This is a genomic window from Paeniglutamicibacter antarcticus, assembly GCF_039544305.1.
In the GTDB taxonomy this organism is placed as follows: Bacteria; Actinomycetota; Actinomycetes; order Actinomycetales; family Micrococcaceae; genus Paeniglutamicibacter; species Paeniglutamicibacter antarcticus_C.
Genome location: NZ_BAABLK010000035.1, coordinates 104,585 through 116,936, shown reverse-complemented (window position 1 = coordinate 116,936; position 12,352 = coordinate 104,585). Strand labels below are relative to the sequence as shown.

Annotated in this window: 10 protein-coding genes; 3 read left to right on the top strand and 7 right to left on the bottom strand. The window is 65.0% G+C overall.

Features of this window, described 5'->3' with window-relative positions; translation table 11 throughout:
- Window positions 1-93: 93 nt before the first annotated feature.
- Window positions 94-234: a rhodanese-like domain-containing protein gene (locus ABEA12_RS13605; RefSeq protein ID WP_210100346.1), complete on the bottom strand. Its 141-nt coding sequence runs from the start codon at window positions 232-234 to the stop codon at window positions 94-96.
- Between the two features lie 199 nt (window positions 235-433).
- Between ABEA12_RS13605 and ABEA12_RS13600 the strand changes: the two genes are divergently transcribed.
- Entirely contained in the window at window positions 434-1,456 is a 1,023-nt protein-coding gene (locus ABEA12_RS13600) for a PLP-dependent cysteine synthase family protein (RefSeq protein WP_210102509.1), read from the top strand.
- Between the two features lie 47 nt (window positions 1,457-1,503).
- Here the strand turns inward: ABEA12_RS13600 and ABEA12_RS13595 are convergent, their stop codons facing one another.
- On the bottom strand, window positions 1,504-2,181 hold the full coding sequence (locus tag ABEA12_RS13595) for an MBL fold metallo-hydrolase (RefSeq protein WP_210100345.1): 678 nt from the start codon (window positions 2,179-2,181) through the stop codon (window positions 1,504-1,506).
- Between the two features lie 166 nt (window positions 2,182-2,347).
- On the opposite strand from ABEA12_RS13595, the gene ABEA12_RS13590 reads away from it, so the two are divergent.
- Window positions 2,348-2,806 (top strand): Fur family transcriptional regulator, encoded by a 459-nt coding sequence (locus ABEA12_RS13590; protein WP_210100344.1) that lies wholly within the window; start codon window positions 2,348-2,350, stop codon window positions 2,804-2,806.
- Between the two features lie 82 nt (window positions 2,807-2,888).
- On the opposite strand, the gene ABEA12_RS13585 is transcribed toward ABEA12_RS13590, so the two are convergent.
- From ABEA12_RS13585 to ABEA12_RS13565, 5 genes are all read right to left on the bottom strand, one after another.
- A complete protein-coding gene (locus ABEA12_RS13585) occupies window positions 2,889-3,767 on the bottom strand; it encodes a metal ABC transporter permease (RefSeq protein ID WP_210100343.1) in 879 nt (292 codons plus the stop codon).
- A 5-nt stretch (window positions 3,768-3,772) separates the two neighbouring features.
- Entirely contained in the window at window positions 3,773-4,552 is a 780-nt protein-coding gene (locus ABEA12_RS13580) for a metal ABC transporter ATP-binding protein (protein ID WP_210102508.1), read from the bottom strand.
- Between the two features lie 70 nt (window positions 4,553-4,622).
- A complete protein-coding gene (locus ABEA12_RS13575) occupies window positions 4,623-5,582 on the bottom strand; it encodes a metal ABC transporter solute-binding protein, Zn/Mn family (RefSeq protein ID WP_210100342.1) in 960 nt (319 codons plus the stop codon).
- A 69-nt stretch (window positions 5,583-5,651) separates the two neighbouring features.
- Entirely contained in the window at window positions 5,652-6,719 is a 1,068-nt protein-coding gene (locus tag ABEA12_RS13570; protein ID WP_210100341.1) for a hemolysin family protein, read from the bottom strand.
- Window positions 6,716-8,071, bottom strand: coding sequence for a hemolysin family protein (locus tag ABEA12_RS13565; RefSeq protein WP_345468626.1), 1,356 nt, complete (start codon window positions 8,069-8,071; stop codon window positions 6,716-6,718). The genes ABEA12_RS13570 and ABEA12_RS13565 overlap by 4 nt, the downstream gene beginning before the upstream one ends.
- Before the next feature lie 469 nt (window positions 8,072-8,540).
- Here ABEA12_RS13565 and ABEA12_RS13560 point away from each other — a divergent pair, with 469 nt between their 5' ends.
- A complete protein-coding gene (locus ABEA12_RS13560; protein WP_210100340.1) occupies window positions 8,541-12,338 on the top strand; it encodes a multifunctional oxoglutarate decarboxylase/oxoglutarate dehydrogenase thiamine pyrophosphate-binding subunit/dihydrolipoyllysine-residue succinyltransferase subunit in 3,798 nt (1,265 codons plus the stop codon).
- Window positions 12,339-12,352 lie beyond the last annotated feature (14 nt).

The following is a 12,352-nucleotide window of genomic DNA, read 5'->3' as shown; positions in this document are numbered from 1 at the left end:
TCACCAGCAGTACCGACGCCAAGATCTTGGCCCTACCTGGGCCCGCGTGGATCAACCAACCAGCTGAGGCCATCGCAAAAGAGGCTGTCTAACTCACGCTGGCACCGTTTGACTTGAAAAGTTCCGACCGGCGGGATCCCCCAGTGCCCATCGTACGTCGAGCAGCACCACGTGGTTGCCCGAATCCAGCAACCGGTGCAGTTCCTGGGCTTCGATGAGCGGGTGCTGTGCCATGGACGTACTCCTGAAATATCTTGAAACCTGCGGCCACCCATGACTCTACCGCCGCGGCCGCTGTACCGGTCGGTGAGGTGCCACCGGTGATTGTCTGTAGGCTGGAAATGTGGATACAACACCCCTGCTTTCGCTGCCCCGTACCTCCTCTTCACGCGCTTGGGTTGATGAGGCGATACGCATCATCGAAGCCGAGTCCATGCGATCAGCCGACACCCACCTGCACAAGCTGGAGCTGCCTCACGAATGGGGCATCGAGATGTATCTGAAGGACGAGTCGACGCACCGCACCGGCAGCCTCAAGCACCGGCTGGCCCGCTCGCTGTTCCTCTATGGCCTGGTCAATGGATGGATCACCGAGGGAACCACGATCGTCGAGGCCTCTTCCGGGTCCACCGCGGTCTCCGAGGCGTACTACGCGAAGCTGCTGGGCCTGCCCTTCATCGCCGTGATGGCATCGAGCACCAGCAAGGAAAAGATCGCGCTCATCGAGGCCACCGGAGGCACCTGCCACCTGGTCGATGACCCCTCCACGGTCTACGACGAGTCCGAGCGCCTGGCTGCGGACGCCAACGGGCACTACATGGACCAGTTCACCTACGCCGAGCGAGCCACCGACTGGCGGGGGAACAACAACATCGCCGAATCGATTTTTCAGCAGTTGGCGATGGAGGAACACCCGGTCCCGGCCTGGATAGTTGTCGGAGCCGGCACCGGCGGCACCTCGGCGACCATTGGACGATACGCCCGTTACCACTGCCACCCCACGCGCCTAGCCGTGGCCGATCCCGAGGGCTCGGCCTTCCTGCCCGCCTGGGAGGCGGCAAACGCCGGAAGCGACCCGCTGGCAGCCACCGGGGCCTCCAGCCGCATCGAGGGCATCGGACGCGCCCGCCCCGAACCCAGCTTCGTACCCAGCATCATCGACTTCATGGCCACCGTCCCGGATGCCGCATCGGTCGCCGCCATGCGCCACCTGCAGGATTTCTCACGCCTGTGCGCGGGTCCCTCCACCGGCACCAACCTGTGGCTGGCGTGGCAGATCGTGGCGAACATGCTCGCCGCCGGCGAAAAAGGCTCGGTGGTGACTCTGCTGTGCGACAACGGCGAGCGATACACCACCTCGTACTACGACCAGGACTGGCTGGAAGCCAACGGGCTGGACCCGGCCCCTTACACCGGGCGCATCGAGCGACTGCTGGAAACCGACCGCTGGGAGTAAGGGCACCATCGCCGGCAACCTAACCGGCTGGGCTATTTAGGCCGGGATCAGGCTTCGATGTCCACCGGCGTTCCGTTGGGGATACGGCGGTAGGAAATCCCGTGTTCACCGGCGACCCGCTCCAGATGCCCGTCAATCAGCCCCAAGCCCCGCTCATTGAGCAGTCCGTCATGGATGGGAAAGTTCTGCGCAGCACCAACCATCGAGAGGAAATCGATGGTTTCCCCGATCTTGGCCCACGGTGCGTGCGCCGGTATCAGCAGCGTGGAGACCTCGATGCCCTCGGGCACCTGGTAGCTGTCCCCCGGGTGGTAGAGCCTTCGGCCGATGAAGTACCCAATGTTGGCCACCGTCGGCAAGGCGTGGTGGATCAGCGCGTGGAACCCTCCATGCGTGGAGACTTCAAGGCCCGCGGCTTCGAAGCTTGTCCCTGGCCCGACGCCATGGATCCGTGCCTCGGCGTCTGGCATCCCGGCTACCTCCGCGGCATCTCGCAGCGATTCGGCCAGCGAGGGCGGCGCGTAGAGCACCAGCTGGGTGTTCGCTGCCAGAGCGGCAACCACCGGGTCTGAATCAAGGTGGTCGGGATGCTCGTGCGTCACCAGGATCGCTTCGACCCCCGCCAGTGCCTCTGCCACCGGGGAGAAGGTGCCGGGGTCAATGAGCAGTGCCCGTCGCCCGGATTGGACGCGGATGCATGAGTGGTTGAACTTGGTGATCTCCATGCCCCCAGCTTAGGCAGGGCAGCGCAACGCTGCCAAGACCCGCGTTTCGGGCCCCGCTGGTAAACTCGAGGTGTCCGTGGTGGGCGCGGCGTCCCGCAGCTCCCCAACTGTCCTCTTGCCCGCAACGAGACACATCGTGCCGAACTTTCAAGGAGTGCTTCAACAGATGACGAATCCTGCGACCACCCGACGCGTCCCCGAAATCCGGGTGACCAAGCAGCGTATTGCCGTGACTGCGGCATTGGGCCAGGTCGATGACTTCGTGACGGCGCAGGAACTGCACCGTTGGCTGATCGACGAGGGCGACAAGGTTTCCCTCGCCACGGTCTATCGCTTGTTGCTCTCACTGGCCGAGGAGGGGCTGGTAGATGTATTGCGCAACAATGAGGGCGAGGCAATGTACCGCCAGTGCGTCATCGAGCACCACCACCACCACCTGGTGTGCCGGATCTGCGGCAAAGCCGTGGAGGTCGAGGCTCCCGCAGTGGAGAAATGGGCGGCCCGGGTGGCCGAAGAAAACGGCTTCACCGATCCCACGCACACCGTGGAGATCTACGGGCTGTGCCCTGGCTGTTCGGTGGCCAAGGACGCGGAGCAGAGCGTCTTGCCCGTGTCATCGCGCTGATCCCCTGACGCCAGCCTACCGCGCATCATCCCTGGGTTCGCGGGGCACGTTGAGCAGGTACCCCAGCAACTTGTAGCCCAACTTACGCCGCTATTGCCAGGGTCGTTTCCGAATGCCGTACCTTCTCCCGCCGCCAGGCAACGAGACGGCAGATGACGTAGATCAGGAACGAGATCGTGGTGACGTACGGGCTGATCGGCAGCGACCCGGCCAGCGCCAGCAGGATCCCGCCGACCACCGACGTCATCGCGAAGGCCACCGAGAGCACCACGGTCACCACCGGGTTGGCGGCCACCTTCATGGCCGCGGCCGCCGGCGTGATCAACAGGGAAAGCACCAACAACGCACCGACCACCTGGATCGACAGCGCGACGGCCAGGCCCAGGACCACCATGAAGGCCACCGAGAGCCGTCCGGCGGGCACCCCGCGCGCAGCAGCCACGGCGGGGTCGACGGAAATGAAGGTCAGCGGGCGCCACATGGCAACCAGCGCCACCATCACGATCACCGAGCAAACCGCCAGCAGGCCCAGCTGGACCGTGTCAACGGCAACGATCTGGCCGGTGAGCAGCCCGAACTTGTTCGCGCTGCGGCCCTGGTACAGCGCCAGGAACAAGATCCCCAGGCCCAGGCCAAAGGGCATCAGCACCCCGATGATGGAGTTGCGGTCCTTGGCCGCGGCCCCCATCAATCCCAGCACCAGTGCGGCAAACACGGATCCGACCAGCGATCCGATCACCACGTTGGCACCGATCAGCAGCGCAAAGGCCGCCCCGGCGAAGGAGAGCTCGGCGATGCCGTGCACGGCAAAGGCCATGTCGCGCATCATCACGAAGATGCCGATCATGCCGCCGACCAGGCCCAGCAGCGCGCCGGCGATCAACGAGTTGGACACCAGCGGCAGGATCTGCGCATAGTCCTGGAAGCTGAAGACGGTGTTCCAGAAATCGGAAAAGTCCATGGTTCCTAGGCTCCTTGCTGCGGGTGGGCGTGGTTGACGGTCTCGGGCATGCCCACCACGACGATGCGGCCATTGGATTCAAAGACCTCGATCGGTGAACCGTAGAGTTCGGAGAGCACCTCGGAGCGCATGACCTCCGCCGGGGTACCGACGTGGAACCGTCCGCCGGCCAGGTAGAGCACCCTGTCCACGTATTGCAGGATCGGGTTGATCTCGTGGGTCACGAAGACCACCGCGGCACCGTGGTCGCAGGCCTGGCGGTGGATCAGCGAGGAGACCGCCTGCTGGTGGTGCAAATCAAGGGAGAGCAAGGGCTCGTCGCACAGCAGCAGTCTCGGATCATCGGCCAGGGCCTGGGCTGCGCGCAGGCGTTGCTGTTCCCCGCCGGAGAGCACCCCGATGGGCCGCTCCGCGTATTCGGTGGCGCCGACGAGCTCAAGAAGCTCATCCACGCGCCGACGCATCTTGGCTCGGCCCAGCCTGATGCCCCATTTGTGTCCGTCGATGCCCAGGGCGACAAGGTCGCGGGCCCGCAGCGGGGTGTTGTTGTCGAAGGATCGCTGCTGCGGGATGACGCCGATCTGGCGCGATCCGCGGGTCGCCGGCTTTCCGGCGACCTTGACGGTTCCCCCGGAGAGTTCCTGCAAACCCATCAGGGTGCGCAGCATCGTGGTCTTGCCCGACCCGTTGGGGCCCAGCACCGCGAGGAATTCCCCCGCGGCGATGTCCAGGTCCAACCCGTCCCAGAGCAGCCGCTCGCCAAAACGCAGCGAGGCGTTGCGCATGCTGACCACCGGTTGGACCTTCGGCCCACCCCCGGCGGGCGGGTTCGAGGCAATTGCTTCGGAGCTGGTGCTAGCGACCAAGGGCCACCTCGAGTTCTTGCACGTTCGTTCCCATCCAGGAGATGTAGTCATGGCCCTCGGGCACGGTTTCGGTCAGGTCCAGCACCGGGACGCCGGCATCCTTGGCCATCGTGGCGACCTGCTCGGTTTGCGGCCCGGAAGTCTGCGTGTTCACCGCCAGCACCGAGTATTCCCCGGCAGCCAGCCCGTCACCGAGCCTCTTGAGCAGCAGCGGCGGCACGTCCTCGCCCGCTTCCATCGCGGCGCTCATTCCCTCCGGGGTCCCGTCGGTCATCCCGGCATCGGTGAGCAGGTAGAAGCCCAACGGTTCGGTCATCGCGAACTTCTTGCCCTTCGCCACTGCCCGCAGGTCCGTGATCGATGCGCCTAGTGAGTCGATGCTTTCCTCGAAGGCCGCTGCGGAGGCCGTGAATTCATCGCTCTTTTGGGGCATCAACGTCGAGTATTCCTGCGCCAGCCCCTCGGCCAGCGCACCGACGGTATGGACGTCGTACCAGACGTGCTCGTTTCCCTCACCGTGGTCGTGGCCGCCGTGCCCGGCATCCTTGCCTTCGGTAGAGTCGGCAGGACTCTCGTGCCCCTCCTGGAAATCGACGGCGTGGATCATCGCACCGGCGGGCAGCGTGAGCCCTTGGGCCAGCGCGTCCATGAACGGGTCGTATCCCCCGCCGTTGGCGATGATGACGTCGGCCTTGGCCAGGGCAAGCTTGTCGCGCGCCGTGGCCTCGTAGGAGTGCGGGTCCTGGGAGGTCTTGTCGACGATCGCCTGGACCTGGACCGAGGAGCCGCCGACCGCACGTGCCACCTCGGCATAGACAGAGGTGCTGGCAACCACCCGAAGCACCGCACCCCCGTCCGTGCCCCCCGGGCTAGCCGGCGCCGTGGCGGCGCAACCGCCCAAAAGCAACATGGAAGTGGCCAGGGCGAGGACGCGGAGTGGTTTGTTCATGCGGGGTGTGCTGGGCCTTTCGGGGGGAATCCTAAAACACCAGACTACCCCAATTGCGAGTCGTTCGCATTATTGGGCGCTGCGGTTCTCCCTGCGGATGCCGCGCTTCTGGTTCTGGTCATCGATCTCCCCGACCAGCTGTTCCAGCACGTCCTCGAGGAACAGGACCCCCAGTGTGGCACCGGATGCATCCACGACGCGGGCCAGGTGCTTGCCGTCGGCGCGCATCTGCTCCATGGCATCCTCGATTTCGGTATCGGGGGCCACCACGCCCATGGGGCGGGGCTCGATCCCGGAGATCGGGGCGCGGTAGCGCTCGTCGGGCAGCGCCATGACGTCCTTCATGTGCCAGTAGCCCACGAATTCCCCGCCCCTGGAAATGATGAGCCGGGAGAACCCGGTCCGGCCCACGGTGCGTTCGAACTCCTGCACTGTGGCCCCGGTTTCCAGGGCGACGACCTGGTCGCGTGCGACCATGGTGCCTGCTGCGGTGAGGTTGGAGAATTCCAGGGCCTTGCGCAGCATCAGGGCGTCATCGGGCTCAAGCGTTCCGTAGAGCGCGGAGGAGGCAATGATCGACTGCACCTCCGCGGCGGTGAACGCGGAGTTCACCTCATTGACCGGCTCCACCTTCATCGCGTGCAGGAACAAATTGGCGACCCAGTTCAGCGAGACCACGATCGGGTGCACCAGCACCGAGAGCGCCAGCAGCGGCCCGGCCAGCATCAGCACCGCCTTGTCGGCCATCGAGACGGAGACGTTCTTGGGAACCATTTCCCCGAAGGTCACATGCAGGAAGGTCACGATCCCCAAGGCCAGCAGGAACGCGAGGGTTGAAGCCAGGGACTCGGAGATCCCGAAGAACTGCAGCGGCACCGCCAACAGGTGGTGGATCGCCGGTTCGGCGACGTTCAGGATCAGCAGCGAACACACGGTAATGCCCAGTTGGCACACCGCGAGCATGATGGAGACCTGCTCCATGGCCTTCAGTGCACGGATCGCGCGTTTGTCCCCGGCATCGGCCAACGGCTCGATCTGGGAACGGCGCGCGGACATCACCGCGAACTCGGAGGCAACGAAGAAAGCGTTGCCCAGCAACAGGATGATCAGCCAGATCAGGCCGGCAATCTCGTTCATGCCCGTGACCCCCGTGCCTCGTCTGGGCTGGCTGCCGAGGAGGCGCTGGCCGCCGAGGCGGGCGGACGCGGCACGAAGTGCAGCTCGGCGATGCGCCTGCGCTCCAGCGCGGTGACCGCGAACATCCCGCCCTCGGTGTCCACCTCGTCGCCGAGGAAGGCGATCCGGCCCAGTTCGGCCATCACAAACCCGCCCACCGTCTCGTAGGCGGCGTCGTCGGGGATCTCGACCTCACCGATGAGCTCGTTGAGCTGGTCGGGACGGAACATCCCGGGGATCATCCAGGAGCCGTCGGGCAGCTGGCGCACCTCGGGCAACGCCTCGTCGTGTTCATCGGCGACCTCGCCGACGATTTCCTCCACCAGGTCTTCCAATGTCACCATTCCGGCGGTTCCGCCATACTCATCAAGCACGATGGCCATCTGCAGGCTCGCTCCGCGCAACTGCACCAGTAACGTATCCAGGTGTACGGTCTCCGGCACGAAGATCACCGGGGACTTGTTCTCCCCGACCTCCTTGCCAGCGCGCTTGTCGCGCGGGATGGCAATGATCGTCTTGACGTGGCAGACGCCCTTGATCTCGTCCGAGGACCCGTCGGTGACCGGGAACCGGGAGTACCCGGTTTCCTTGGCCAGCTCGATGACCTCGTGGACGTGGGCTGTGTGCTCGATGGTCTGCATGTGGATGCGCGGGGTCATCACGTCGGCTGCCGAGCGCTCGGAGAAGCGCACGGTGCGGTCAACGAACAGCGCCGCGTCCTTGTCCAGGGTGCCCATGGCCGCGCTGCGGCGCACCAGGGAGACCAGCTCGGCCGGTGAACGCGCCCCGGAGATCTCCTCCTTGACCTCCAGGCCAAAGAGGTGCAGCACCTTGTTGGAAAATCCGTTGAGCAGCAGGATCGCCGGCTTGAAAATGGCGGTGAAGATCAATTGCGGGCGTGCCACGGCGCGCCCGATGTCGTAGGCCTTGGCGATCGCCAGGTTCTTGGGAACCAGTTCGCCGATGACCATCGAGAGCAGCGTGGCAAGCAGCATCGCCACGATCAGGCTCACCGGAACAGCCGAATCCCCCAGGCCCAGTCCAATCATGGGGCCTTGGAGAAGCTTGCCCACCGAGGGTTCGATGACGTAGCCGGTCAGCAAGGTGGTCAGCGTGATGCCCAGTTGGCATGAGGAAAGTTGGGTGGAGAGCGATTTGAGGCAGTGCAGCAGGGCCACTGCCTTGGTGTCCCCGGCGTCGACGGCCTGCTGGACGTTCGCCTGGTCCAGTGCGACAAGGGAGAACTCGACGGCAACGAAGAACCCGGTGCCCAGGACCAGCAACAGGCCAATGGCCAGAAGCAACCATTCCATCTAGTGGCTCACCGACCCGGAAGGGCTCGGGAGGCGGGGGGCTTCAGAGCCCGGGCCCGCGAATCCAAGGTGTGTGCCGTCCCAACAAGAAGGCTCCGAAAGGGAGGCTGAGTCGGGCGGGCAATGACATGTGTGGCCGGCACCGCGTGATTTCACGACTGGCCGGCACAGAGAGTGGCTGTCCATAACATTGCCAGTGTATCCGAACCACGACGTGGACACATGCTGTTTGCGGCGCGGCGGACAGCCACGCCCGGGCGAAAGGATCACCATCGGGGAACCGGGGTGTGGGTCCGTCGCCCAGATCACCGTTCGACGCGCCCGGGGTGTGACCCCCGGCTCATAGGTTCCCATTCGGAGTCGATTTGTCACTAGACTACTAAGCAGGTCCAGAAGTATGCCCCCGTGTGGCTTACCCCCGCGGCGGCGCTTGGACAAACGGAAATTCAGGGAGAAGAGGCGTTATACCGTGCCAGATCAATCGCACCACCGACTCACCGAAGAGTTCGGCGGGAACGAATGGCTAGTTGATGAGCTGTACCAGCAGTTCCTCAAGGACAAGAACTCGGTAGACAAGAAATGGTGGGACATATTCGCGTCCCTCGATGCCGGCCAGACCCCCGGGGCCCCAGCCGCCCCGGCAGCGTCCCCGGCACCTTCCTCCGCGCAGGAGGCCGCTACGGCGGTACCGCGCTCGGCAACCCAGGCCCGTGTCGTTGACACCTCCGGGGACACGCCCGAGGACTCCACCAGCACCCCTCCCACGGCTTCACTCCCGCGTGTACCTGCCGAAACAACCCCGCCAACCAAGTCCGACCCGACCCCGGCAACCAAGTCCCAGCCGATCCCGGCCCAGGTTCCCAAGGCCGCCTCGCCTTCGGCATCCGGTGAGGAAAAGCGTACCCCGCTGCGTGGCCCGGCCAAGGCCATCGCCACCAACATGGAAGCCAGCCTCACCGTACCGACGGCCACCACGGTCCGCGCCGTCCCTGCCAAGGCACTGATCGATAACCGCGTGGTCATCAACAACCACCTCAAGCGCGCCCGCGGCGGAAAGATCTCCTTCACCCACATCATCGGCTTTGCCGTGGTCCGCGCGCTGAAGCTCTTCCCCTCGCAGAATGTCACCTACGCGGAGGTCGATGGCAAGCCCACCGCCGTCCAGCCAGCGCACGTAAACTTCGGCATCGCCATCGACATTCCCAAGCCCGATGGATCGCGCATGCTTGCCGTGCCGAACATCAAGGCTGCGGAGACCCTGAGCTTCAACGGGTTCTGGGAAGCCTACGAGACCCTGATCAAGCGCGCACGGGCCAACAAGCTCACCGCGGATGACTACGCCGGCACCACCTCTTCGTTGACCAACCCCGGCGGCATCGGCACCGTGCACTCGGTCCCCCGCCTGTCCAAGGGCCAGGCCACCATCGTGGGCGTCGGCGCCCTGGAATACCCGGCCGAATTCCGCGGGTCTTCCGAAAAGACCGTTGCGCTCCAAGGCGTTGGCAAGACCATCACGCTGACCTCGACCTATGACCACCGCGTCATCCAGGGTGCGGGCTCCGGGGAGTTCCTCAAGATCGTCGAGTCGCTGCTGCTCGGAGAGCAGGGCTTCTACGACGAGATCTTCGAAGCGCTGCGCATCCCCTACGAGCCGGTCCGCTGGGCCGTCGACAACCAGGTCGACATTGACCTGCAAATCAACAAGATCGCCCGGATCCAGCAGCTGATCCACTCCTACCGCGTGCGCGGCCACCTGATGGCAGACACCAACCCGCTGGAATACGTCCAGCGACGCCACCCCGACCTTGACATCCAGACCTACGGCCTCACCCTGTGGGACCTGGACCGCGAATGGGTCACCGGCGGATTCGGAGGCAAGGACAGGCTGTTGCTGCGCGACATCCTGGGCGTGCTGCGTGATGCCTACTGCCGCACCATCGGCATCGAGTACATGCACATCCAGGACCCGGTGGAACGCACTTGGTTCCAGGACAAGCTGGAGCACCCCTACACCAAGCCCACCCGCGAGGAGCAGCTGCGCATCCTGGCGAAGCTGAACTCCGCCGAGGCCTTCGAGACCTTCCTGCAGACCAAGTTCGTCGGACAGAAGCGCTTCTCTCTCGAGGGCGGCGAATCCCTGATTCCGCTGCTTGACGGCGTGCTTTCCGACGCAGCGGACACCGGGTTCGACGAGGTCGCCATCGGCATGGCCCACCGTGGCCGGCTGAACGTACTGACCAACATCGCCGGAAAGACCTATGCACAGGTCTTCCGCGAATTCGAGGGCACCGCCACCGCGGGCACCGTCCAGGGTTCGGGCGACGTGAAGTACCACCTGGGCACCGAGGGTTCCTTCACCTCGGACTCCGGGAACCAGACCAAGGTCTACCTGGCCGCCAATCCCTCGCACCTCGAGGCCGTCGATCCCATCCTCGAGGGCATCGTGCGCGCCAAGCAGGACCGCGACAAGTCCAAGGGCTCCAAGGTCCTGCCGATCCTGGTGCACGGTGACGCGGCCTTCGCCGGCCAGGGCGTGGTGGGCGAGACCCTTTCGCTCTCCCAGCTCGAGGGATACAAGACCGGTGGCACAATCCACGTGATCGTGAACAACCAGGTCGGCTTCACCACCGCACCTTCGGACTCGCGTTCCTCGGTCTACGCCACCGACGTCGCCAAGCAGGTCCAGGCGCCGGTCTTCCACGTCAACGGCGACGAGCCCGAGTCCGTGGTCCACGTGGCCCAGCTGGCCTTCGCCTACCGCCAGCGCTTCAACAAGGACGTCGTCATCGACATGGTGTGCTACCGCCGCCGTGGGCACAACGAGGGCGATGACCCCTCGATGACCCAGCCGATGATGTACAACCTCATCGAGGCCAAGCGCTCGGCCCGCAAGCTCTACACCGAGGCCCTGGTTGGTCGCGGGGACATCACCCAGGAGGAAGCCGACCAGGCACTGCTGGACTACCAGCAGCGCCTCGAGCGCGTCTTTGCCGAGACCCACGCGGCGCAGACCTCCCCGATCCCGGTCATCACCCCCGGGACCTCGGCCATCCACGATTTGGAGCTGCCCGCAGCCCAGCGCGAGGACGAGGCAGCACCGAACACCGTGGTCCCGGACACCGCCATCACGGCCGAAACGCTGGGAGAGATCGGTGCCGCGCACCTGGCCATCCCGGAGGACTTCACCGTGCACCCCAAGCTCAAGGTACTCCTTGAGCGCCGCGAGAAGATGAGCCGCGAGGGCGGGATCGACTGGGGCATGGCGGAAATCGCCGCCTTGGGCGCCCTGTCCATGGAAGGCGTGCCGGTTCGCCTGGCAGGCCAGGACTCGCGCCGAGGCACCTTCGTGCAGCGTCACGCCGTGTTCCACGACCGCCTCAACGGCAACGAGTGGTACCCGCTGCTGAACCTCTCCGAGGACCAGGCCAAGCTGTGGATCTACGATTCGCCGCTAAGCGAATACGCGGCACTGGGCTTCGAATACGGATACTCCGTGGAGCGTCCCGATGCACTGGTGATCTGGGAAGCGCAGTTCGGCGACTTCGTCAACGGCGCGCAGACGGTGATCGACGAGTTCGTTTCCTCGGCAGAGCAGAAGTGGGGCCAACGTTCCTCGCTGGTCATGATGCTTCCGCACGGCTACGAAGGACAGGGACCGGACCACTCCTCGGCACGCATCGAGCGTTTCCTGCAGATGTGCGCGGAAAACAACATGGTCGTGGCCCAGCCCTCCACCGGCGCCAACCACTTCCACCTGTTGCGCCGCCAGGCTTATGCCCGTCCGCGCAAGCCGTTGGTGATCTTCACCCCGAAGCAGCTGCTGCGACTGAAGGCAGCTGCCTCCGCGGTGGAAGATTTCACCACCGGCACCTTCCAGGAAGCGATACCCGACACGACGAACCTGAATCCCGCCGAGGTCGATCGCGTGCTGCTGGTTTCCGGGCGCCTGTACTATGACCTCGATGCAGCCCGCGCCAAGGCCAATGACACCAAGACGGCAATCGTGCGTGTCGAGCAGCTCTACCCGCTGCCCGCCACCCAGATCGCCGCCGAAGTGGCCAAGTACCCCAACGCCGAGATCGTTTGGGCACAGGACGAGCCTGCCAACCAGGGACCATGGCCGTTCGTCGGCCTGAACCTGCCGGCCGAGCTGGGCAAGACGGTACGCCTGGTTTCGCGCAAGGCCTCGGCCGCAACCTCGACCGGCACGCACAAGCGCCACGAGATCCAGCAGTCCCAGCTCATCTCCGACGCGTTCACACGCTAGGGATCGATGCTGGA